The sequence below is a fragment of the Brevundimonas sp. 1080 genome (assembly GCF_040545985.1).
GTDB lineage: Bacteria > Pseudomonadota > Alphaproteobacteria > Caulobacterales > Caulobacteraceae > Brevundimonas.
This window is the reverse complement of record NZ_JBEPMW010000003.1, coordinates 455,455-477,695: the sequence shown is the minus strand read 5'-3', so window position 1 is coordinate 477,695 and position 22,241 is coordinate 455,455. Positions and strand designations below refer to the sequence as shown.

24 protein-coding genes and 3 tRNA genes are annotated in these 22,241 nt (G+C 64.2%); 16 read left to right on the top strand and 11 right to left on the bottom strand.

Annotated elements, in window-relative coordinates; genetic code table 11:
- Window positions 1-72 precede the first annotated feature (72 nt).
- Entirely contained in the window at window positions 73-294 is a 222-nt protein-coding gene (locus tag ABIC32_RS12975) for a con-10 family general stress protein (RefSeq protein ID WP_039243609.1), read from the bottom strand.
- A 116-nt stretch (window positions 295-410) separates the two neighbouring features.
- Window positions 411-572: a hypothetical protein gene (locus ABIC32_RS12970; RefSeq protein WP_197458470.1), complete on the bottom strand. Its 162-nt coding sequence runs from the start codon at window positions 570-572 to the stop codon at window positions 411-413.
- A 103-nt stretch (window positions 573-675) separates the two neighbouring features.
- On the opposite strand from ABIC32_RS12970, the gene ABIC32_RS12965 reads away from it, so the two are divergent.
- A complete protein-coding gene (locus ABIC32_RS12965; RefSeq protein WP_052689558.1) occupies window positions 676-969 on the top strand; it encodes a hypothetical protein in 294 nt (97 codons plus the stop codon).
- An 18-nt stretch (window positions 970-987) separates the two neighbouring features.
- Here ABIC32_RS12965 and ABIC32_RS12960 read toward each other — a convergent pair whose 3' ends face one another.
- On the bottom strand, window positions 988-1,689 hold the full coding sequence (locus ABIC32_RS12960) for an MBL fold metallo-hydrolase (protein WP_354074447.1): 702 nt from the start codon (window positions 1,687-1,689) through the stop codon (window positions 988-990).
- Between the two features lie 191 nt (window positions 1,690-1,880).
- On the opposite strand from ABIC32_RS12960, the gene tig reads away from it, so the two are divergent.
- From tig to ABIC32_RS12940, 4 genes are all read left to right on the top strand, one after another.
- The gene (tig, locus tag ABIC32_RS12955; protein ID WP_354074446.1) at window positions 1,881-3,227 is read left to right on the top strand and encodes a trigger factor; all 1,347 of its coding nucleotides are present in this window, start codon (window positions 1,881-1,883) and stop codon (window positions 3,225-3,227) included.
- Window positions 3,228-3,335: 108 nt separating this feature from the next.
- Window positions 3,336-4,256 (top strand): hypothetical protein, encoded by a 921-nt coding sequence (locus tag ABIC32_RS12950; RefSeq protein ID WP_354074445.1) that lies wholly within the window; start codon window positions 3,336-3,338, stop codon window positions 4,254-4,256.
- A 96-nt stretch (window positions 4,257-4,352) separates the two neighbouring features.
- A complete protein-coding gene (locus ABIC32_RS12945; RefSeq protein WP_066551635.1) occupies window positions 4,353-5,000 on the top strand; it encodes an ATP-dependent Clp protease proteolytic subunit in 648 nt (215 codons plus the stop codon).
- A 73-nt stretch (window positions 5,001-5,073) separates the two neighbouring features.
- Window positions 5,074-5,394, top strand: coding sequence for a hypothetical protein (locus ABIC32_RS12940; protein ID WP_265147972.1), 321 nt, complete (start codon window positions 5,074-5,076; stop codon window positions 5,392-5,394).
- 3 nt (window positions 5,395-5,397) lie between these two features.
- On the opposite strand, the gene ABIC32_RS12935 is transcribed toward ABIC32_RS12940, so the two are convergent.
- Window positions 5,398-6,045 carry an HAD-IB family hydrolase gene (locus tag ABIC32_RS12935; RefSeq protein WP_354074444.1) on the bottom strand — a complete coding sequence of 216 codons (648 nt, stop codon included), beginning with the start codon at window positions 6,043-6,045 and terminating at the stop codon, window positions 5,398-5,400.
- Between the two features lie 194 nt (window positions 6,046-6,239).
- Between ABIC32_RS12935 and clpX the strand changes: the two genes are divergently transcribed.
- A complete protein-coding gene (gene clpX / locus ABIC32_RS12930) occupies window positions 6,240-7,508 on the top strand; it encodes an ATP-dependent Clp protease ATP-binding subunit ClpX (RefSeq protein WP_039243616.1) in 1,269 nt (422 codons plus the stop codon).
- A gap of 71 nt (window positions 7,509-7,579) precedes the next feature.
- Here the strand turns inward: clpX and ABIC32_RS12925 are convergent, their stop codons facing one another.
- The 3 genes from ABIC32_RS12925 to ABIC32_RS12915 are packed head-to-tail and all read right to left on the bottom strand — an operon-like array spanning window position 7,580 to window position 8,105.
- Window positions 7,580-7,774: a hypothetical protein gene (locus ABIC32_RS12925; protein WP_354074443.1), complete on the bottom strand. Its 195-nt coding sequence runs from the start codon at window positions 7,772-7,774 to the stop codon at window positions 7,580-7,582.
- Window positions 7,771-7,917, bottom strand: coding sequence for a hypothetical protein (locus ABIC32_RS12920; protein ID WP_354074442.1), 147 nt, complete (start codon window positions 7,915-7,917; stop codon window positions 7,771-7,773). The genes ABIC32_RS12925 and ABIC32_RS12920 overlap by 4 nt, the downstream gene beginning before the upstream one ends.
- 59 nt (window positions 7,918-7,976) lie before the next feature.
- Window positions 7,977-8,105: a hypothetical protein gene (locus tag ABIC32_RS12915; RefSeq protein WP_354074441.1), complete on the bottom strand. Its 129-nt coding sequence runs from the start codon at window positions 8,103-8,105 to the stop codon at window positions 7,977-7,979.
- Window positions 8,106-8,385: 280 nt separating this feature from the next.
- On the opposite strand from ABIC32_RS12915, the gene lon reads away from it, so the two are divergent.
- The 3 genes from lon to ABIC32_RS12900 all read left to right on the top strand — a co-directional run bounded on the left by lon (window position 8,386) and on the right by ABIC32_RS12900 (window position 11,273).
- A complete protein-coding gene (gene lon, locus ABIC32_RS12910) occupies window positions 8,386-10,782 on the top strand; it encodes an endopeptidase La (protein ID WP_354074440.1) in 2,397 nt (798 codons plus the stop codon).
- Between the two features lie 105 nt (window positions 10,783-10,887).
- A complete protein-coding gene (locus ABIC32_RS12905) occupies window positions 10,888-11,163 on the top strand; it encodes an HU family DNA-binding protein (protein ID WP_354074439.1) in 276 nt (91 codons plus the stop codon).
- 33 nt (window positions 11,164-11,196) lie between these two features.
- Window positions 11,197-11,273 (top strand) — tRNA-Val (locus ABIC32_RS12900).
- Window positions 11,274-11,331: 58 nt separating this feature from the next.
- On the opposite strand, the gene ABIC32_RS12895 is transcribed toward ABIC32_RS12900, so the two are convergent.
- Window positions 11,332-14,625: an autotransporter outer membrane beta-barrel domain-containing protein gene (locus ABIC32_RS12895; protein ID WP_354074438.1), complete on the bottom strand. Its 3,294-nt coding sequence runs from the start codon at window positions 14,623-14,625 to the stop codon at window positions 11,332-11,334.
- A gap of 311 nt (window positions 14,626-14,936) precedes the next feature.
- Between ABIC32_RS12895 and ABIC32_RS12890 the strand changes: the two genes are divergently transcribed.
- Window positions 14,937-16,187, top strand: a complete 1,251-nt coding sequence (locus ABIC32_RS12890) for a glycosyltransferase (protein ID WP_354074437.1) — start codon at window positions 14,937-14,939, stop codon at window positions 16,185-16,187.
- A gap of 82 nt (window positions 16,188-16,269) precedes the next feature.
- Here the strand turns inward: ABIC32_RS12890 and ABIC32_RS12885 are convergent.
- The 3 genes from ABIC32_RS12885 to ABIC32_RS12875 all read right to left on the bottom strand — a co-directional run bounded on the left by ABIC32_RS12885 (window position 16,270) and on the right by ABIC32_RS12875 (window position 18,231).
- Window positions 16,270-16,346: transfer RNA gene (locus ABIC32_RS12885), tRNA-Asp, on the bottom strand.
- 80 nt (window positions 16,347-16,426) lie between these two features.
- A tRNA-Asp gene (locus ABIC32_RS12880) sits at window positions 16,427-16,503 on the bottom strand.
- 96 nt (window positions 16,504-16,599) lie between these two features.
- Entirely contained in the window at window positions 16,600-18,231 is a 1,632-nt protein-coding gene (locus ABIC32_RS12875; protein WP_354074436.1) for an AbgT family transporter, read from the bottom strand.
- Window positions 18,232-18,436: 205 nt separating this feature from the next.
- Here ABIC32_RS12875 and ABIC32_RS12870 point away from each other — a divergent pair, with 205 nt between their 5' ends.
- From ABIC32_RS12870 to ABIC32_RS12845, 6 genes are all read left to right on the top strand, one after another.
- On the top strand, window positions 18,437-18,814 hold the full coding sequence (locus ABIC32_RS12870; protein ID WP_017503999.1) for an NADH-quinone oxidoreductase subunit A: 378 nt from the start codon (window positions 18,437-18,439) through the stop codon (window positions 18,812-18,814).
- Window positions 18,784-19,413 carry a NuoB/complex I 20 kDa subunit family protein gene (locus ABIC32_RS12865; RefSeq protein WP_087119131.1) on the top strand — a complete coding sequence of 210 codons (630 nt, stop codon included), beginning with the start codon at window positions 18,784-18,786 and terminating at the stop codon, window positions 19,411-19,413. Before ABIC32_RS12870 ends, ABIC32_RS12865 begins: the two co-directional genes overlap by 31 nt.
- Complete coding sequence (locus ABIC32_RS12860; protein ID WP_354074435.1) at window positions 19,410-20,039, top strand: NADH-quinone oxidoreductase subunit C; 630 nt, start codon at window positions 19,410-19,412, stop codon at window positions 20,037-20,039. The genes ABIC32_RS12865 and ABIC32_RS12860 overlap by 4 nt, the downstream gene beginning before the upstream one ends.
- Window positions 20,040-20,125: 86 nt before the next feature.
- Window positions 20,126-21,304 carry an NADH-quinone oxidoreductase subunit D gene (locus tag ABIC32_RS12855; RefSeq protein ID WP_088582886.1) on the top strand — a complete coding sequence of 393 codons (1,179 nt, stop codon included), beginning with the start codon at window positions 20,126-20,128 and terminating at the stop codon, window positions 21,302-21,304.
- Window positions 21,301-21,978, top strand: coding sequence for an NADH-quinone oxidoreductase subunit NuoE (gene nuoE, locus ABIC32_RS12850; protein WP_354074434.1), 678 nt, complete (start codon window positions 21,301-21,303; stop codon window positions 21,976-21,978). The genes ABIC32_RS12855 and nuoE overlap by 4 nt, the downstream gene beginning before the upstream one ends.
- The gene (locus tag ABIC32_RS12845) at window positions 21,978-22,241 is read left to right on the top strand and encodes a hypothetical protein (RefSeq protein ID WP_017503994.1); all 264 of its coding nucleotides are present in this window, start codon (window positions 21,978-21,980) and stop codon (window positions 22,239-22,241) included. Before nuoE ends, ABIC32_RS12845 begins: the two co-directional genes overlap by 1 nt.

Here is a 22,241-nt window from a genome sequence, read left to right as displayed (position 1 = left end):
GCTGATCGCGGCCAAGAAAAAGGGCGGCGCATCGATCGATGGGCCGCCCTTGTTTGTATCGAGTTCCGCCGACTATTGCCCGTCGGCGGCGTCCGCGTCTTTCTTGGTTCCGTGCGACGCTTCTCCACCCTTTCGGCCCGCCTGTGCGGCGAGGCTGCGGTCTTGGGAGAAGCTGCGTTTTTCGCTGGGGACGCTTGCGCCCCCTTTGCGCGCGATTTCGCGCTGACGTTCGGGATCCATGGAGGCGAAACCTCGCTTGGAAACGCCGGAGGGGCGTGTGGGTTGGCTGTCCATCGTGTTCCTTTCAGTGCTGCCGTTGCGCTTGCTGAAGTGAACCCAGTGACTCGGTGACGGTTCCGTCGGGAACTCCGTTTTACTGTCACGATCCTCAAGGGCTCGTGAGTTTGACTTTACCCAGCACCGTAAGGCCGCGAATCACCTTCGCCACCAACATCCGGTTCCATCGGCGGAACTTCATCGGGCGTGTCTGAAGGCTGTATTTCCGGCTGCTGCGCCGGCTCAGGCTGGATCTCGGGTTGCGGCGTGGTCGGAGTGGGTTCGATATAGGTCATGAGCGGCTCCTTGTGCGATCAACCAACGCACCCTGACCGCCCGCGTTCAAAAAGGAACCATGGGTCGCAACGCCGGTTTGTTCAGCGAAGCACGGAGATCGACATGACCAACACCCCGATAAGCGCGACATCACCCGACGACATCGTTCTGGAGGACGATGATCTGACCCAACGTCTGGACCGACAGGCGGACGCAATCCTCGCCCAAGGCGAAGGCCGTAGCTTTGGCAAGACCACGTCGGTCCGTCAGGCCGTCAGAGAAGATGCAGGCCTGGTGCGTGAGAAGATTTCCGGCCGCGTTCATCGCGTGCAGGAAGACATTCAGGACAATCCGATGAAGGCGACGCTCTACGCATTGGGCATCGGCGTCATCATCGGCATGATCCTGCGACGCTAAGCCACACGATCAGCAGGCTCAGGCAGGCCCCGACGGCTCACGCTGGATCGGGGCCTGTCGCATTGCGGCGTCAGACACGAACGGATTGGTCCGTCGCTCTTCGCCAAAGGTTGAGATCGGCCCGTGGCCCGGCACAAAGGTGACGTCGTCGCCCAGCGGCCAGAGCTTTTCGATCACCGAGCGGATCAAGGCGGGCGGATCGCTCATCGGGAAGTCGGTGCGACCGACCGAACCCTTGAATAGAACGTCGCCGACTTGAGCGAATCGCGCTGCGCGATTGAAAAAGATGACGTGCCCGGGCGTATGGCCGGGGCAGTGACGCACGTCCCAGGTCGTTTCGCCCAGCGTGACGGTGTCGCCATCTTCCAACCAGCGGTCGGGCGTGAAGGGGCGGGCGTCGGCCAGGCCGTACATCCGGCCGCTTTCCACGATTCGGTCGATCCAGAACTGGTCGGCCTTCTGAGGGCCGGTGATCTGGACGCCGGTTTTTTCCTGCATTTCGGCTGCACCGCCCGCGTGATCCAGATGGCCGTGGGTGATCCAGATCTGATCCAGCGTCAGGCCGCGCCGCGTGACCTCACCCAGGACTCCGTCGACCGAACCGCCGGGATCGATCACGGCGGCCTTGTTGGTGGCGGTGCACCAGACGGTCGTGCAGTTCTGTTGAAGCGGGGTGACGGGCGTGACGAAGACGCCGATGGGGGAGGCGGGTTGGCTCATTTGGTCAACATAGCCACGCAAAGGCCGCGAAACCACCGGCTCTAACCACGCCCGCGTTGACCTTTCGGGCCCTTCTCGACATAAGGGCGGGCTTCGAGGCGCCGCTCCACACGGGGCGGCCTTCTTGCTTTATCCATTCCGCGCCGGCCGTCTCGATGGCTCATGCGCCCCAGAGCGTCAGAATCCCGACCATGCAAGTCGTCGAAAAGTCGAACGAAGGCCTCAGCCGCGTGATCGCGGTCACCATTCCCGTCGCGGAGCTGAACGAAAAGCTCGAAGCCCGCGTCAAGGAAGTCGCCCCGCAGGTGAAGCTGAAGGGCTTCCGTCCGGGCAAGGTGCCGGTCGCCCACGTCAAGAAGACCTTCGGCCGTGAGTTCATGGGTGAGATCATCAACGCCGAGCTGAACGAAACCAGCCAGAAGGCCCTCGACGAAGCCAAGATCCGCCCGGCCGCGCCGGCCGAGATGAAGCTGACGTCGGACATGGACAAGGTCATCGCTGGTCAGGAAGACCTGGCCTATGAAATGTCGCTGGAAATCATGCCGGACTTCGAGCCGGTCGATCCCAAGACCCTGAAGCTGGAGCGCCCGACCTACGAAGCGTCGGACGCCGATCTGGACGAGGCCCTGACGGAACTGGCCGGTCAGGCCAAGACCTACGAAGACAAGAAGGGCAAGACCGTCAAGGCCGCCGAGGGCGACCAACTGACGATCGACTTCCTGGGCAAGCTGGACGGCGAGCCCTTCGAAGGCGGCGCCGCCGAGGACGCGGACCTGGTGATCGGCTCGGGCCGCTTCATCCCCGGTTTCGAAGAGCAACTGACGGGCGCCAAGGTCGGCGACGAGAAGACCATCGAGGTCACCTTCCCCGAGAACTATCAAGCCGCCCATCTGGCCGGCAAGAAGGCCACCTTCGACATCAAGGTGAAGGCCATCAAGGCGGAAGCCGAATCCAAGATCGACGACGATTTCGCCACCCGCATCGGTCTGGAGTCGCTGGACAAGCTGAAGGAACTGCTGAAGTCCAACCTGGACCAGCAGTACGCCGGCGCGGCCCGTTTCAAGCTGAAGCGCGCCCTGCTGGACCAGCTGGACGAGGCTCACGACTTCCCGCTGCCGCCGAAGATGGTGGACGCCGAGTTCGACGGCATCTGGCAGCAGGTCGAGGCCGACAAGACCGCTGGTCGTCTGCCGGAAGAAGACGCCGCCAAGTCGGATGAAGATCTGAAGGCTGAATACCGCAAGATCGCCGAACGCCGCGTTCGTCTGGGCCTGGTGCTGGCCGAAATCGGTCGCGCCAACAACGTCCAGGTCACCGATCAGGAACTGAACGCCGCCATCCTGCAGGAAGCCCGCAACTATCCGGGCCAGGAACAGGCCGTCCTGAACTTCTACCGCCAGAACCCCAACGCCGCCGCCCAGATGCGCGCGCCTATCTACGAAGAGAAGGTCGTCGACCTGATCGTGGGCGTCGCCGACGTGACCGACAAGCCGATCACCAAGGAAGAGCTGCTGAAGGAAGACGAGGACGAGGCGTAAGCTTCGCTTACAGAAGCGTAACTTTTATTCTGAAAGTTGCGCTCGTAGTTTACAAGGGCCCGCTATGTGCGGGCCCTTTTTATTTTCCGATTGCCGAGAACCGCCGCAATGAGCCTTATCGCAGCATTGATGTCGCTAGCGGCTACGGCGACCTTAGCGGGTGCTGACGCGCGGCAGGAACCGACGCCGCAACAATCTCCCGTGGCGGAAGTGGAGGATGTGGAGGTCAGGGCGCGGCGTCTTGAACCACAGATTCAATCTTTCCTCGACGAAGTGGCTGCGCCGCCTCGAGGCCGTGGGCTTGCGCGTTGGGACCGATCCATCTGCGTCGGCGTCGCCAACATGAGCGGACGTTATGCCCAGTTCATGATAGACAGGATCGCGACCGCGGCGGTGAATGTCGGGCTGGATATCGAAGCGCCTGGATGCCGCCCGGACATCATGATCATTGCTGCCGCGAACGGACGCGAGCTTGCAACCATATTGGTTAACGACAACCCGAACGGCTTCCGACCCTCTCGCAGCAATACAGACATGGGGCAAGCTGCGCTTGATCGGTTTAAGAATACGGATGCTCCCGTGCGGTGGTGGCACGTCAGTTTGCCGGTGAGCGCAGACACGGGCGATGTCGCAGTCCACATTGACGGTGAAGAGCCGCCAGTCATCGCGGTTCGATCCGCGTCGCGTCTTCGATCCAATATTCGAGATGATCTGGCTCGCGTCATGATCATCGTGGATGTGAGCAAGACTGGGCAAATCAACTTCGGCGCACTCAGCGACTATGTGGCGATGGTGGCGTTGGCTCAGGTTCAGGCCGACGCGGACACGCACGACTACGACAGCGTGTTGAACCTGTTTTCTGCAACCGATAAGCCGACTGGGATGACGCAGTGGGACAGGGACTATTTGGCGTCTCTTTACACCGCCAGTCGTGACAGGGCGCGTCCGTCACAACAGGCCAGAGACATTGTCCGCGGTATGGTTGGTGAACGCGACACGAGACAACAGGCGCAAGACGATCAGCCGTGATCCATCCAGCGCCTTGCATAGGGTGTCATCGAACGCGATATGCAGCATAACCGGCTGACGACGCTGAATCGTCGCCACTGCATCCGAGAAGGCTAAATGCGCGATCCGATCGAACTGATGAACATGAACCTGGTGCCGATGGTGGTGGAGCAGTCCAGCCGCGGCGAGCGCTCCTTCGACATCTTCTCGCGTCTGCTGCGCGAGCGGATCATCTTCCTGACGGGACCGTTCGAGGACGGTATGGCGTCGCTGATCTGCGCCCAGCTGCTGTTCCTTGAATCGGAAAACCCGAAGAAGGAAATCAGCATGTACATCAACAGCCCCGGCGGTCAGGTGACCTCGGCGCTCGCGATCTACGACACGATGCAATACATCAAGAGCCCGGTTTCGACCGTGGTGATGGGCATGGCGGCCTCGGCCGGTTCGCTGATTCTGACGGCCGGCGAGGCAGGCCAGCGCATCGCCCTGCCGAATGCGCGGGTCATGGTGCACCAGCCGTCGGGTGGTTTCCGCGGCCAGGCGTCGGACATCGAACTGCACGCCGCCGACATCCGCTACACCAAGCGTCGTCTGAACGAGATCTACGTCCATCACACCGGCCGCACATACGAGGAGGTCGAGAAGACCTTGGATCGCGACCACTTCATGTCGGCCGACGAAGCCAAGGCCTGGGGCATCGTGGACCACGTCTATGATCGCCGCGAGCAGGCCGACGCCGACGGCGTAAAGACGCCCGGCAACTAAGGCGGCTGTCGAAAGACGAAAAGGGCGCGCCGGTTGCGGCGCGCCCTTTTCATTTTGTGCTATCGGAACCGTCATGCAGTTCACACGAGATCAAAGCGGCACGGTCGATGTCGATGGCGAAAGCTACGTCTGGGAGCTTCGTCGCCAGCCCCAGCCCAAGGGCGGCAACGTCTGGGAGGGCATGGCCGTCTCTCTTCGCCACGCGGACTTCAAGCGTGAGGCCATCGTGCAGTTTCCGCCGCCGCTTCGGCCCAACGGCCGGCCGGACGTGGAAAAGCAGCGCGTCAATATCGACGCTGTCCGCACCGCCGTCGCCTCGGCGATCGAGGCGGGCTGGGACCCGACGTCGCGCGGCAAGGCGATGGTGTTCGACGTGGACGCCGACGGGAACTGAACGTCAGGGCTTCTGACGGAAGACCCGAAAACCTGGCTGCTGGGCCATCGCCAGCATTTCGGTATCGCCCGAGGTGTCGCCATAGGCGGCCGTCAGGGTCATGTCTTCGCCATAGGCCGCCTTCAGCCGCCGCACCTTTTCCCGACCCCGACAATTCGGACCGGCGAAGTCGCCGGTTATCCGGTCATCGGCGTCGAAGACGAACTCGGTGCCCAGCAGGGCCTCGGCCCCCAGCTTTCGGGCGAATGGCGCGACGGTCGTCGTGGGCGACGCGGTCACGATGACGCGATGCGCGCCGCGTCGGCCCCAGTCGTTCCAAACCTCAAGCGCATCGGGGCGCATGAAGCGGGGCCAGATCTCTTCGGCGAAGGCTGCGGCTTCCGCTTCCAGCGTCTGGCGGCTCACGCCAAGCAGGAACTCCTTCACGGAGGCCGCCTTGATCCGTCCCCGGTCGCGATCCTTGGCGTAGGAGGCCAGCGCGGGAGCCAGCTTGACTAACCCCAGCGCCCAGGCGCCCGGACCAGCGCGCCAGCGCAGGAACTCGGTAAAGCTGTCGCGAATCGTCAGCGTGCCGTCGAAATCGAAAGCGACGATGACACGTCCATTCGCCGTGGACTGGCGTAAATCCTGCACAATACCCATGTCAGACATTCGCCTTGATCCCCGTCGACACTGATCCATCCACGCACTGCAACAATCCCCTGCCGCCTTCGGGGTTGTTCCGGAACGTGTGATGGGTGATTGTCATTTTTTGAAGACCTTCGCATCCAGAGTGCTGGAATCAATGTGAGGGAAGCGCGTTTCGGGCCATTTCGGTCCGCCCCGCGGGAGTGAGATAAGGGTCTATGACCAAAGCAGCCGGCACCGACGCCAAAAGCACCCTCTACTGCTCGTTCTGCGGAAAGAGCCAGCACGAGGTCCGTAAGCTCATCGCGGGCCCGACCGTCTTCATCTGCGATGAATGCGTCGAACTGTGCATGGACATCATCCGCGAAGAGCACAAGATCGGCTTCAAGAAGACGACCGACGGCGTGCCCACGCCCAAGGAAATCCGCGACGTGCTGGACGACTATGTCATCGGCCAGGCGCACGCCAAGAAGGTGCTCTCGGTCGCCGTCCACAACCACTACAAGCGCCTGAACCACGCGACGAAGAACAACGACGTCGAACTGGCCAAGTCGAACATCATGCTGATCGGGCCGACGGGCTCGGGCAAGACGCTGCTGGCTCAGACGCTGGCCCGCATCATCGACGTGCCCTTCACCATGGCCGACGCCACGACCCTGACCGAAGCCGGTTACGTGGGTGAGGATGTCGAGAACATCATCCTGAAACTGCTGCAGGCGTCGGATTACAACGTCGAGCGGGCCCAGCGCGGCATCGTCTACATCGACGAGATCGACAAGATTTCGCGCAAGTCGGACAACCCGTCGATCACCCGCGACGTGTCGGGTGAGGGCGTCCAGCAGGCCCTGCTGAAGATCATGGAAGGCACTGTCGCCTCCGTGCCGCCGCAAGGCGGCCGCAAGCATCCGCAGCAGGAGTTCCTGCAGGTGGACACCGCCAACATCCTGTTCATCGTCGGCGGCGCCTTCGCGGGCCTGGAAAAGGTGATTTCGGCGCGTGGATCCGGCGCATCGATCGGCTTCGGCGCCAAGGTCAAGGAGATCGACGAACGCCGCACGGGCGATATCCTGAAAGGTGTCGAGCCTGACGACCTGATGCGGTTCGGTTTGATCCCCGAGTTCATCGGCCGCCTGCCTGTGCTGGCGACGCTGGAAGACCTGGACGAGACGGCGCTGGTCACCATTCTGACCGAGCCGAAGAACGCTCTGGTCAAACAGTACAAGCGTCTGTTCGAGATGGAGAATGTCGAACTGACCTTCACCGACGACGCGCTGATCGCCGTCGCCAAGAAGGCCATCACCCGCAAGACCGGTGCGCGCGGCCTGCGCTCGATCCTGGAAGGCATTCTGCTGGAGACCATGTTCGAACTGCCGACCTTCGAAGGCGTCGAAGAGGTGGTGGTCAACGCCGAGGTCATCGACGGCAAGGCCCAGCCCCTGCTGATCTATTCGGAAGCCTCCAAGAAGAAGGCCGACGGCGCCGCCTGAATCGGCGAAAAGTCCTGAAATGACGAAGGCCGGAGCGAGATCGCTCCGGCCTTTTTCTTGATCTGAGGCGATCAGGCGGGTTCGGCCAGCATCAGGACATGGCCTGGGTGCGCCTCGGCCTCCGCTCTGGCGCATCGGACAGCGCTTTTGGCGTCGGTGAAGACGCCTTCGAACAGACCGTCGCTTGAGGTGATGCGCCAGCGATCTCCGACAGGCTGGATGGTCAGGATTTCGACGGAGGGTGGCGAGGCTAGGGGCGTTATCATTGTGTCATGCGATGTTGGTCGCGGTTCAGGCGGTCGGCCTCGGCCTGAAGTCGGGCGGCGAGGCGTTCGGCCGAGATGCGATCGGGCAGGGGGCGGGTGCAGGCGTTGTTGACCGCCACGGCCCAACCGCTGGCGCGAGGCACGACCCTGTATCGTCGGGGAGGGGCGGCGCGTGTCACGCCGCCCTCGATATGGCCCTGCATCATCGCGCGCGGCCCTTGTGGATCGGGGCGCCGAACAGGGCGCCGATGAAGGTCATCGCCATTTGAAGGGTTGTCGGCGCCGGGGCTGGACGCTTAAGGGTCTCGGCCAGCAGGTGGGAACGGCTCATGGTCATCTCCTTGGAGCCGCAGAAGACGCCCGATCCCCGTAAAGCGGCCATGTCGAAAGCGTCGCCGGGCGTAATGCGGACCTAAAGCGGTGCGATCGGCGGCCTTGTCGCCACGCAGATGTGGGCCGTTCCGCGGTCACGCTTGAACCGCGGGTCTTTCAAACCACATACTCATCCGAACGCCGTCGGAATCGACGGGCCGTCATGCGCCGGTCGGGCCTCTTGCCCGGCGGACCCTGGCGGCGGGCCGGAGATGATCAATGGCCCAGGAGTACGCATCATGACTGAACCAAAAATCCTGCCCGTCCTGCCGCTGAGAGACATCGTCGTCTTCCCGCACATGGTCGTGCCGCTCTTCGTCGGACGCGAAAAGTCGGTGAAGGCGCTGGACGAGATCATGAAGGGGGAAAAGCAGATCCTGCTGGCGACCCAGAAGAACAGTGTCGACGACGATCCGTCGCCTGACGCCATCTATCCCATCGGCGTGCTGGCCTCGGTGCTGCAACTGCTGAAACTGCCCGACGGCACGGTGAAGGTGCTGGTCGAGGGCAAGGGCCGCGCGCGCCTGACCCGCTTCACCGACCGTGAGGAGTATTTCGAGGCCGAGGCCGTCGAGATCGAAGACGAAGCCGGCGACGCCTCGCAGGCCGAGGCCATGCTGCGCGCCGTGGTCGAGCAGTTCGAAAACTATGTGAAGCTGAACAAGAAGGTTCCGCCCGAGGCCCTCAGCTCCATCCCCCAGATCACCGACGCCTCAAAGCTGGCGGACTCGGTCGCAGCCCATCTGTCGGTGAAGATCGCCGACAAGCAGGGCCTGCTGGAAACCTTCGACGTGCCCAAGCGGCTGGAGAAGGTATATGGGCTGATGGAGGGCGAGATTTCGGTCCTTCAGGTCGAGAAGAAGATCCGCTCGCGCGTGAAGCGCCAGATGGAGAAGACCCAGCGGGAATATTATCTGAACGAGCAGATGAAGGCGATCCAGCGCGAGCTGGGCGAGACCGACGATGCGCGCGACGAGATCATGGACCTGGAGAAGCGCATCCGTAAGACGCGCCTGTCCAAGGAGGCGCGCACCAAGGCCGAGGCCGAGGTCAAGAAACTGCGCAACATGAGTCCGATGTCGGCGGAATCTACCGTCGTGCGCAACTATCTCGACTGGCTGCTGTCCGTGCCGTGGGGCAAGGCCAAGCAGAAGCCGATCGATCTGGCCAAGGCCGAGGACATCCTGGAAGAGGATCACTTCGGCCTAGAGAAGGTCAAGGAACGGATCATTGAGTATCTGGCGGTCCAGGCCCGCACCGGCAGCCTGAAAGGCCCGATCCTGTGCCTGGTCGGCCCTCCCGGTGTCGGCAAGACCTCGCTGGCTAAGTCCATCGCCAAGGCGACAGGGCGTGAATACGTCCGCATGTCGCTGGGCGGCGTGCGCGACGAGAGCGAGATCCGCGGTCACCGGCGGACCTATATCGGCTCCATGCCCGGCAAGATCATCCAGTCGATGAAGAAGGCCAAGACCACCAACGCCTTCGTCCTGCTGGACGAGATCGACAAGCTGGGATCGGACTGGCGCGGCGATCCGTCGTCGGCCCTGCTGGAGGTGTTGGACCCGGCCCAGAACTCGACCTTCGGCGACCACTATTTGGAGGTGGAGTACGACCTGTCCCAAGTGATGTTCGTGACGACCGCGAACAGCCTGAACATGCCGCAGCCGCTGATGGACCGGATGGAGATCATTCGGGTGTCGGGCTACACCGAAGACGAGAAGGTCGAGATCGCCAAGCGCCACGTCCTGCCCAAACAGTTGGCGGACCATGGTCTGAAGGATGGCGAGCTGATCGTGCCGGAAGACACGATCCGCGACCTGATCCGCTACTACACCCGCGAGGCTGGCGTCCGTTCGCTGGAGCGCGCTCTGGGCGGTCTGGCGCGCAAGGCCGTGCGCGAAATGGCCAAGACGGGCGCCAAGTCGATCACGGTCGATGAGGCCAAGCTGGCCGACTATGCGGGCGTCAAGAAGTTCCGCTATGGCGAGACGGACGAGGAAGATCAGGTCGGCATCGTCACCGGTCTGGCCTGGACCGAGTTCGGCGGCGACATCTTGACCATCGAGGCGATCAAGATGCCGGGTCGGGGACGCATGACCGTGACCGGCAATCTGAAGGACGTGATGAAGGAGTCGATCTCGGCTGCGGCGTCCTATGTGCGGTCGCGGGCCTTGGCCTTCGGCGTCAAGCCGCCGGTGTTCGAGAAGACCGACATCCACGTACACGTGCCGGATGGTGCCACGCCCAAGGACGGCCCGTCCGCCGGCGTGGCCATGACGGTGGCGATGGTCTCGGTCCTGACCGGCATTCCGATCCGCAAGGATATCGCCATGACCGGCGAGATCACCCTGCGCGGCCGGGTAACCGCAATCGGCGGCCTGAAGGAGAAGCTGCTTGCGGCCCTGCGCTCCGGCGTCAAGACGGTGCTGATCCCGCAGGAGAACGAGAAGGATCTCGCCGACGTGCCGGACAATGTGAAGTCGGCGCTGGAGATCGTGCCGATCTCCACGGCGGACGAGGCGCTGAAGTGGGCGCTTGTCGGCACCCTGACGCCGGTGGAGTGGGACGAGGCGGCCGAACCCTTGCCAGCTCCGGTCGCTGCTCCGGAAGGACCGGCGGCGGCGGTCAGCCACTAACGCCGAGTTGAACAGCCTACGCCGCCGGTGACCCCACCGGCGGCGTTTTCGCTTTTGACGCAACCGCCGATCTGTCCTTAAGTGATTCGTTCTGGAGGGGGACGGATGACGAAGGCGGAACTGATCGGCCGGATGGCCAGCGCGGCGAACATCAGCCGCGACCAGGCGAAGACGGCGCTGGAGGCCTTTACCGACGGCGTGACCGAGTCGCTGACGCGGGGTACGGACGTGAAGCTGATCGGCTTCGGCAGTTTCGTCGCCGTGGACCGCAAGGCCGGCGTCGCGCGCAATCCGCAGACCGGCGCGGCGGTCGCACGCCCGGCGTCGCGCACCGCGCGCTTTCGTCCGGGCGAAGGTTTGAAAAGCGCCTTGAACGGTTGAGGCGCGACGGGCATAAGCCCGTCTCTGCCCTGGGGGCGGCTAGCTCAGCTGGTCAGAGCATCTCGTTTACACCGAGAGGGTCGGCGGTTCGAACCCGTCGCCGCCTACCAAACAAAAAGGCCGCCGGATCGCTCCGGCGGCCTTTCGTTTGTCTGGATCGGGCTGTGATCAGAAGCGGAAGCTGGCCCGCAGCAGCAGCGAGTAGCGGACGTAGTCTTCCAGCAGCTCGGCGTCGCCGGTCAGCGACAGCATGCCTAGTTCGTTGCCGAAGTTCAGGCGGAAGCCCAGGATCGGTCCGCCGCCTTCGATGGCGTCCGGCGACAGGATGAAGTCCGGGCCGCCGCTGGCGAAGCGGGCGATGGTTTCGCCAGCGTCGACCGAGATGTTCTGACGATAGCCGACGCGCAGTTCCGGACGGATCCAGCCGTTGCGGCCGAAGCCATAGCCGACGTTCATCGCCGCCACCGCCGAGAAGATGTGGCTGTCGCGCGAATCGATGTCGAGATCGAAGCCGTCGCCGCCGCCCTTCTCGCTGCGCGAGCCCTCCGACAGGCTGAAATACTCGCCGTAGATTTCGGGGCGGATGTTCAGACGGCCGAAGTTGCGCTCATACGAGGCGCCGCCGGCGACCGCCGCCGTCCAGCCGTGCCAGTCGGACTTGTTGTTCAGATAGACGCCCGTGGCGACCAGCGAGCGATCGGCGCTGAAGGAGGCGTAGCCGCCGGCCGCACGGGCCCAGGTCGTCCAATACTGACCCTGAGCGCGCCAGTAGAGGCCCAACTCCAGCAGATTGGCGGACAGGACCTCTTCGGCCTCGGCCTCGGGATCCTTGATGTCGGACGAGGTGAAGGCGGCCGAGATCCCGACGGCGCCCAGGCTGGTGCCCTTTTCGACGCCGCCGGCGACGCCGAAGCCCTCGGACCGGAAGCCGTAGGAGTCGGTCTTGTCCTTGTCGGCGTAGAAGTTGATCTCCTGGACCCAGGCGCTGGTTTCACCCGGCGCAGCGGCGGCGTTGCGCCCGGTCAGCGCGCGGGTGACCGCGTCCACGCCGGCCGACAGCGACATCAGCGGTCCGCCGGAGTGGTCGGGCAGCATCTGCTCGTAGGCGTCAATGAAGCCGTCGCGCGACGTCTGCGACAGGAACAGGTTGCGCAGGGCCTCATTGGACCCCAGCGCGCCATAGACGGCGTCGTAGGCGGACGCCTCGACCGGGATCAACCCGGCCTCGGAGGCCGTACGGCGACGCGCGTCGACATAGACGGTGTTGCCGGCCACGCCGCCCTGCACGACGTAAAGATAGGGCGAGTTGTCCGACAGCAGGGTCTGGTTGATCTGACCCACATTCAGCGTGCCGGCCGTGATGACGTTGAACCGCTCAGGCTGATCGATCAGCGACGAGAAGCGGACGCCCAGAGTGGAGCCTGTCGCCAGGGTCGCATTGCCGCTGACATTGAAGCCGCCGGCGCGGTCGTTGGCGGGGTCAAGATTGACCAGCAATGTCCCTTCGGCGCCGATGTTCAGGTTGGAGATCGCCGTGGCGCCCGTCTGGGTGGCGGCCAGGGTGCCCTTCGACACGTTGATGTCCAGCAGGCCGTCGCTGTTGGCGATGGCGCCGGTCACAACCGCGCCGCCGCTGATGTTCAGCCGGTCGGCGCCGGCGCCGAAATCGATGTCGCCGTTGACGACGCCGTTCTCAATATTGAGCGTGTCCGCGCCCGAGCCGAGCTTGATCGCCCCGACGATGGCCGGTTCGCTGGCGTCCGGCACGCCATCCTTGTCCGTGTCCGTCGCCGTGCTGCCGGCAGTGGCGGGAATGCCGTACTGACGCAGAGTGACGCCGGTCGTGTTGGCCGAGACGTCGATGGCGGTCACCATGCCAGTCACCGGATTTGTATCGTCGGTGTTAGGGGTGAGCGAGCCGATGATCGAACCGGCGTTGTTCAGCTGGGTCAGGCTGCCGGACTGGTCAAGAATAACGGTGGCCGAACCCTGATTGCCGCCGAAAGAGGCTACCAGATTGCCTGTGTTGGTCAGGGAGCCGACGTTGGCGCCTGCACCAATCAGAATGCCGGTCGCGCTCTGGGTCTGCTTGCCCGAGGCGACGGCCTGAATGGCGCCCGAGTTGTTGATTGTGGGAGCGGTCACGCCCGAGCCGATCCAGAGACCCGTGGCGTTGGCATCAACGGCCGTGGACGAGATGCCGCCCTCGTTGCGGACGCCGCCAGTAACATTCACGGCCTGGCCGCCGGTCACGCCGAGTTGCACGGCGCGCGACTCCACGCCGGAGTAAAGGCCGGATCCGATGATCGTACCGCGGTTGATCAGGCCATAGGCCGCATCGCCTGTACCGACGGCGCCGAGGGTCACCGCCTGTGTCGTCGAACCGATCAGCAGAGCAGGCGCGCCGCCCAGCGATGTGATGGAGGCGGCTGTCTCGCTGGCGTCCGGGATGCCGTCGCCGTCACGGTCCGGATCGTCGCGGTTCTTGATGCCGTCGCCGTCATCGTCCTCGTCGCCGTTCTTGACGCCGTCCTTGTCGTCATCGCCCTCGATGCCGGCCTCGGAATAGGCGAGAGCCTTGTCCAGCAGCACGCCGCCGGCGACATTGGCGCCGACGCGCACGGCCGGTCCGCCTTGCAGCAGATCGTCTGCGTCGAGTTCGTCCAGGAACAGGGTCGTCGCGTTGTCGAAGGTGCCGGTCGTCGGACGGGCGGGCGGCGGGGTGGTGTAGCGATAGCCCGTGGCCACCACGGAAGAGTGAATCTTGAGTGCGCCGCCGACGTTACCTTCGATGGAAACGCCCGTCGCATTGGCGCCGAGCGCGGAGATGGTGCCGGCGAGATCGACATTGCCGGAAATCGGCCCCGTGGTGCGGATGGCGGCGCTGTCATTACCGGTCACACGGACCGTTCCCAGGCTCTGAAGCTTGCCGTTCAGGGCGGATTCGACGGACAGGCCGTAGGAGTTATTGCCCTCGACCGCGATCGCGCCCGTGCCCTCGACCAGGATGTTGCCGGTGAAGGGCGAGGCGCCGGTGACCCGCACGCCGTAGCGGCCAGTTCCGGTGGCGAACGGGCCGTCCAGATCGCCGTCGCCGTCCGTGTCTTTGATGTCCGCTGTTTCCAGCGTGTCGTTGACGGTGATGGAGCCGCCGACGATTACCGACCCGGTGTTGCCGCCATTGACCAGAAGACCCGTCGAGCCGTCGGCCGACTTGTCCATGGTGATCGAGCTACCGCTATCCAGATCGACCGTGTTGTTGCTGTTCAGGGTCACGGCCGCGCCCGAGGCGACGGCGACGCTGCCGCCGCTGGCGATGCGGATGTTATCGGCGGCCGTGCCCGTCGCATTGGACGTCTGGATCGGCGTGGTCCGGGCGTTCGAGATCACGATCTCGGCCTGGGATCCTGTGGCGACCATCAAGGGGGCGATCGCCACGGCGGTCGCGAGCAAAATACGCATTCGGTAGAAACCCCTGGTGGTCACGCGTCACGTTACGGGAGACCCCTTAGCAGGGTCCGCGCCAGCGTTCCAAGTTTATCGAATTTGAGGCGAATGCAAGGCCGTGATGGTCTTGGGGCGATCCCGTAAGGCGACCCGCGTTCGTTCGTCGATGCCCGATAGGCCGAATGCGGAGGAAATCGCGACGGCGCGCACTTGAGCTTTGCCGCGCCCGGGTCTACGGGCGTCGGACGGTCCAAAGGCCGCGTCCCGTGGACGCATCCATCGAACACCTCCGGCGTTCGACAGCCCAGACCAGGCGAGAACACTCCATGAGCATGACAGACCTCGACGTCCAGGAAAGCGAACTCCGACTGATTCCGGGGCTGGACGTGGAAGTCGCCGAAACGCTGCGGGCCTTAAAGGCGGCGGCGATGGACGAGCGGCCCCGCTTGGTGGACACCACAATGCTTTATGCGCCGCGCTCGGGCGGGGTGAAGCGCTATATCCTGTCCAAGAAGGCGTGGATCGAGGCCAATCGGCCGGGGGTCAGTCACTCGCTGATCGTGCCCGGCGCGCGTCACAAGGCGAGGGCCGACGGCATCGTGCAACTGCGGGCGACCAAGCTGCCGTTCGGCGACGGCTATCGTTGGCCCAGCTCGGTGAAGCGCTGGAGCGCCTGGGTGGCGGCGATGAAGCCGTCGATCATCGAGGCCGGCGACCCTTACACGCCGGGGCAGGGGGCTTTGGAGGCCGGCCAGCGGGTCGGATGCCCGGTCGTCGGCTTCTGCCACTCTGATCCGGCCGGGCTGGCGGCGTTGCATTTCGGCGAGTGGGCCAAGAAGCCGGTCGAGAAGCGCTGGGCGAAGCTGTTTTCACAGTTTGATCGTGTCGTGTCGCCCAGCCGGTTTATCGCGCGGCGTTTGGAAGAGGCCGGTGTGAACAACATCGTCATTCGGCCTTTGGGCGTGGAGATCGACACCTTCCGTCCGGAACGTCGTGACCGGCAGTGGCTGCTGAAACAGCTGGGTTTGGGCGACGACGCGCGTCTCCTGTGCTTCGCAGGTCGTCCGGCCAAGGAAAAGAATGTCGATGTGCTGATCGAGGCGGTCCAGAAGCTGGGCCCCCCCTATCATCTGGTGCTGGTCGGCGCAGGCGCGGGAATGCCGGAGGAAGATCGCGTCATCTCCATGCCCTATGAAAGCGATCCCAAGGCGGTCGCCAAGATCATCGCCAGCTGCGACGCCTTCGTTCACGCCAATGACAAGGAGCCGTTCGGGCTGATCGTACTGGAGGCCATGGCCTGCGGACGGCCCGTGGTCGGGGTCAATGCGGGCGGCGTCGCCGAGACGGTCGATGAGAGCGTGGGGCAACTGTCCGCCAGCGCGGATGCCGACGACTATGCCCAAGCGGTCGAGGCCCTGTTCGCACGCGATATCGAAGCGATCGGCCGCGCGGCGCGCGAAAAGGCGGTCAGCCAGTTCGCCTGGAACCGCGTCTTCGAAGACCTCTGCATGGTCTATGGCGAGTTGACGGGCGAAACGGCGTTCGTGAACCCGGATAGTGCGCTGCCGCTGCACTGAGCGGCCAGGGCTGTGGCGTTCGAATGGCGCGTTTCCGAAAACGGGAGCGCGCCACTTCTTTTATCGATGTCTTGAAAAGAAGTGGCGCGAGTGACGGGGCTCGAACCCGCGACCTCCGGCGTGACAGGCCGGCACTCTAACCAACTGAGCTACACCCGCGTATCAGGTCGAAACTTTTGAGCTGTTTCGAAAGCTTTTTGGGAAGGCGGTGTGCGCCACTCTTCTATTTCTAGAAAGAGTGGCGCGAGTGACGGGGCTCGAACCCGCGACCTCCGGCGTGACAGGCCGGCACTCTAACCAACTGAGCTACACCCGCGTTTCCCGGCCGAAGCGGCTGTGCGCCCCGGCGAGGGGCGTCGTTTAGGCGGGCTGACACATCGCGTCAAGCGACCTTTTCGGAGAAACGCGCCCCTCAACGCGAAGGGGCTGTGGACGGTGCGACCATCGCCGCCTGGGGCGGGCTGTGCGGGCCCGCTACGCCGCCGTCCGCAGGCTCATGGGCCGCCACGGCGGGAGGCGGCGGCTCATAGTGGACGCCGACGCCCGGCCCCAGCGGCAGGTCGAAGGCGACCCAGGCCGCCACCATGGCCAGACCGGCGACCAGGAAGGCTCCGGCATACGGCAGCATGGTCGCCATCAGCGATCCCAAACCGAATCGTGGATCCCATCGCTGGGCGAAGGTCAGGATCAGCGGGAAGTAGCTCATCAACGGCGTGGCGATGTTGGTAACGGAATCGCCCATGCGATAGGCGGCGGTCGTCATCTCCGGCGAAATGCCCAGCAGCATGAACATCGGCACCACGATGGGCGCCAGGGCCGACCACTTGGCCGAGGCCGAGCCGATGAACAGGTCGAAGAAGCAGGAGACGAAGACGACGCAGATCAGCAGCAGCGGGGCGGGCAGGGCCAGGGTCTTCAGTCCGGCCGCCGCATTGACCGCCAGGATCGGCCCCAGACCCGACCAGTTGAACATGGCCACGAAGTGGGCGGCGAAGAAGGCCAGCACGATATAGGGCGCCAACTGGGCGATGCCGTCGCGCATCATCATGACCATGTCGCGGTGCGACTGGATCGTGCCGGCTCCCGCGCCATAGGCGCCGCCGGTGACGAAGAAGGTGATGGCGAAGAAGGCGACCAGCGACTTGTAGAGCGGATTGAACTTCTGCTCCGGATCCACCTCGGGATCGACGAACGGCGAGCCCGGTATGAAGGTCAGCAGGGCCCAGAGCGCGATCATGCCGAGAAGCGCCAGACCGGCGAACTTCAGGCCGCGCTTTTCGGCGGCGGTCAGGGGCTGTTTTTCCGAGGCGTTTGGGGCGGCGACACCCTCTGACGGCTTCCAGACGCCGAGGCGCGGCTCGATCACCCGGTCGGTCAGGAACCAGACGATGGGGGTGAAGACGAAGACGACGCCGACGATGAAGAACCAGTTGCCGGCGATGTTGACCGAATAGGACGGATCGATCAGGCGAGCGGCCGGCTCGGTGATGCCCAAGATCAAGGCGTCGCTGGCGCCAGGGAACAGGTTGCCGGCGTATCCGCCCGACACGGCGGCGAAGCCTGCGGCCAGACCCGCCAGCGGATGGCGGCCCGCTGCGGCGAAGATGACGGCCGCCAGCGGGATGACCACGACATAGGAGGCGTCCGACGCGTGATGGGACACCATGCCGGTGATCACGACGACGGGCGTCAGTATGGAGCGCGGGGCGTTCAGCAGGGCGCCGCGAATGGCGGTCGCGAACATCCCGGTGCGTTCGGCGACAGAAGCGCCATAGATGATGGTGATGACGATGCCGAGGGGCGGGAAGTCCGCCAGGGTGCGCGGCATGCCGATGATCAACTGTTCCAGATTCTCGGCCGACAACAGGCTCTTTGCGACCAGTTGATCGCCGGTGACCGGATTGACGGCCGACCAGCCCAGGCCGGCGCCGACCATGCTGAGGAGGATCAGACCGGCGATCAGCCACAGGAACAGGAAGACGGGATCGGGCAGTCGATTACCGATCCGCTCGACAGCGTTCAGGGCGCGGCTGGCTAGGCTCATTCGGATGACTTTCGGTTACGCGATCGGCTCGCCAATAGGCCTTTGCAGCCCGGCGACACGCAAGCGTCGGCCCTGCGACATATGGCGCGCAAAGTTGCGAGCCGTTCTCAATGAAAATCCAATGGCCGCAGGGGTTTGAACGGCGGCGGTCTTGGGTCTAAGAAGCGCCGAATCCCGCCTCTCCCCGGCGGACGAGGTTCTTCGAATGAACGCATTCCTTCTCGAATATCTTCCGGTCCTGGTCTTCGCCGGCGTAGCCGCCTTCATCGGCATTCTTTTCATCGTGCTGCCGCTGCTGCTGGCGCCGAAGAGCCCCGATAGTGAGAAGCTGTCGGCCTATGAGTGCGGCTTCAACGCCTTCGACGATGCCCGGATGAAGTTCGACATCCGCTTCTATCTGGTGTCGATCCTGTTCATCATCTTCGACCTTGAAGTCGCCTTCCTGTTCCCGTGGGCGGTGTCGATGTTCGATCTGTCGCACGCCGGCATGGTCTTCGCCTTCTGGTCGATGATGGTCTTCCTGGGCGTGCTGACCATCGGCTTCATCTACGAATGGAAGAAGGGAGCCCTGGAATGGGAGTAGTCGCCGCTTCCAAGCCCGCGGGCCTGGTGTCTGCATCGGGCGCGCCGCTGGTTCCGGCCGGTGCTGGCGCGCGTTCGACCGTCGAGGGTTATGACCCCAAGGTCCACGACAAGTTCTTCGAGGCCGTGAACATGGAGCTCGGCGAGCGCGGCTATCTGGTCGCCGCTGCCGACGACGTCATCAACTGGGCCCGCACGGGCTCGTTGATGTGGATGACGTTCGGCCTAGCCTGCTGCGCGGTCGAGATGATCCAGATGTCGATGCCGCGCTTCGACGTCGAACGCTTCGGCATGGCGCCGCGCGCCAGCCCGCGTCAGTCGGATCTGATGATCGTCGCCGGCACCCTGACCAACAAGATGGCCCCCGCCATCCGCAAGGTCTACGACCAGATGCCCGATCCGCGCTACGTCGTGTCGATGGGCAGCTGCGCCAACGGCGGCGGCTACTACCACTATAGCTACAGCGTCGTGCGCGGTTGCGACCGTGTCGTGCCGGTGGACGTCTATGTGCCCGGCTGCCCGCCGACGGCCGAGGCGCTGTTGTACGGCCTGCTGCAACTGCAGAAGAAGATCCGTCGCACGGGGACCATCGACCGATGACCTCTCTGGCTGTTCAAGCGCAACACGAAGCCGCCCTGACGCCGCTGGGCGCCGAGATGGTCGGGGCGCTGGGCGTCGAGGCCCAGGTGGCGTTCGGCGAACTGACGCTGGTCGCGCCGCGCGAGCGGATCGTCGAGGTGCTGACGACGCTGCGCGATCAATTCGGCTTCCAGCAGCTGCTCGACCTGTGCGGCGTGGACTATCCGGATCGCAAGGAGCGGTTCGAGGTGGTCTATCACCTGCTGTCGATGACGCGGAACGCGCGCCTGCGAATCAAGGTCTCGACCGATGAGACCCAGCCGGTGCCCTCGGTCATCTCGGCCTATCCGGCCGCCAACTGGTTCGAGCGTGAAGCCTACGACATGTACGGCATGCTGTTCTCGGGCCACCCGGACATGCGTCGCCTGCTGACGGACTATGGCTTCGAAGGCCATCCGCTGCGCAAGGACTTCCCGATGACGGGCTATGTCGAGGTCCGCTACGACGAGGAACAGCGCCGCGTGGTCTATGAGCCGGTCAAGCTGACCCAAGAATTCCGCACCTTCGATTTCCTGTCGCCCTGGGAGGGCGCCGAATACCCCGCGCCGGTCCTGCCCGGCGACGAGAAGGCGGGAGGCCAGGCGTAATGGCTGACGGAAACCCCACCCTGCCGCCGCTGGGCGTCGATGTGTTCGAGGACGACCTCGACACCCGCACCGCCCACGCGCGCGAGATGGAAGACCGCAAGTTCACCATCAACTTCGGTCCGCAACACCCGGCCGCGCACGGCGTGCTGCGCCTGGTGCTGGAGCTGGACGGCGAAATCGTCGAGCGCGTCGATCCGCACATCGGCCTGCTGCACCGCGGCACCGAAAAGCTGATGGAGGCGCGCACCTACCTTCAGAACGTGCCGTATCTGGACCGGTTGGACTACGTCTCGCCGATGAACCAGGAGCACGCCTTCTGCCTGGCGATCGAGAAGCTGCTGGGCATCGAGGTTCCGTACCGGGCGCAGCTGATCCGCGTTCTGTATTCGGAAATCGGTCGCATCCTGTCGCACATGCTGAACGTGACGACCCAGGCCATGGACGTCGGCGCCCTGACGCCGCCGCTCTGGGGCTTTGAGGAACGCGAAAAGCTGATGGTGTTCTACGAGCGCGCTTGCGGCGCCCGTCTGCACGCCAACTACTTCCGTCCCGGCGGAGTCCACCAGGACCTGCCGATGGACCTGATCGACGACATCGGCCGCTGGTGCCACGAGTTCCCGCCGGCGCTGAAGGACATCGAAAGCCTGGTCACCGAGAACCGCATCTTCAAACAGCGCAACGTCGACATCGGCGTGGTGTCCAAGCAGCAGGCCCTGGAATGGGGCTTCACCGGCGTGATGCTGCGGGGCTCGAACATCGCCTGGGACCTGCGCAAGTCGCAGCCCTATGAGTGCTATGCCGAGCTCGACTTCGACGTGGTCGTCGGCAAGAACGGCGACTGCTGGGACCGCTATCTGGTGCGCATCGAGGAGATGAAGCAGTCGGTGCGGATCATGGAGCAGTGCATCCACAAGCTGCGCAACTGCCCCGGCGAGCCGGTGATGGTCGAGGACAACAAGATCGTCCCGCCGCGCCGTGGCGAGATGAAGCGCTCGATGGAGTCGCTGATCCACCACTTCAAGCTCTACACCGAAGGCTTCAAGACGCCCGAGGGCGAGGTCTACGCCTCGGTCGAGGCGCCCAAGGGCGAGTTCGGCATCTATCTGGTGTCGGACGGCACCAACAAACCCTATCGCGTGAAGATCTCGGCGCCGGGCTTCCGCTCGCTGCAGGCGATGGACTGGATGAACCGTGGCCACCAACTGGCCGACGTGTCCGCCATCCTGGGCTCGCTCGACATCGTTTTCGGAGAAGTGGACCGATGAGCGTTCGTCGTCTCGCCAAGGAACAGCCCGCCTCGTTCGCCTTCTCGGTCGATACGACCGCCAAGGCCGAATGGTGGATCAAGAAGTATCCGGAGGGCCGTCGTCAGTCGGCGGTGATCCCGATCCTGTGGCTGGTGCAGAAGCAGGAAGGCTGGGTGTCCGAGCCCGCCATCCGCGCCATCGCCGAGCTGCTGGATATGGCCTACATCCGGGTGCTGGAGGTCGCGACCTTCTACACCATGTTCATGCTGGAGCCGGTCGGCAAGACGGCGCTGATCCAGGTGTGCGGCACCACGCCGTGCATGCTGCGCGGCGCCAATGAGCTGATGCGCGTCTGCAAGGAGAAGATCGGTCCCAAGGATCATCTGTCCGCCGACGGCCGCTTCACCTGGCAGGAAGTCGAGTGCCTGGGCGCCTGCTCGAACGCGCCGATGGCCCAGATCAACGACTACTATTTCGAGGACCTGACGCCCGAGACGATCGGCCAGATCATCGACGATTTCGCCGCCGGCAAGACGCCCGAGCGGGGTTCCTACATCGGTCGCACCAATGCGGCGCCGGAAGGCGGGCCAAAGACCCTGCTCGACGCGACGCTGTATGACGGCTCGGCCGCCAAGCCGATCAAGAAGCTGCCGAATAGCGACCCAGCGCCGGTCGAGAAGGCCCCGGCCTGATGTCGCCGCCGGATCTGAACACCGAGGAGGGCCGCGCAGCCTATCGTAAGGAACTGCGCAACGTCGGGCGTCCGCTGCGCGCGGGCGGCCTGGCCATGGTCGTCGGCGCGGCCGTTCTGATCCTGATCTCGCGTCAGGGCGCAGTCGGGCCGTGGGCGGTCAATCTCTCCTACTTCATGCTGGCGGCGGGCTGGGTGATGGTCATCGCGGCCATCTGGATGCGCACGCGCCACCACAAGCGCCGTCTGGCGGAAGGACTCTGA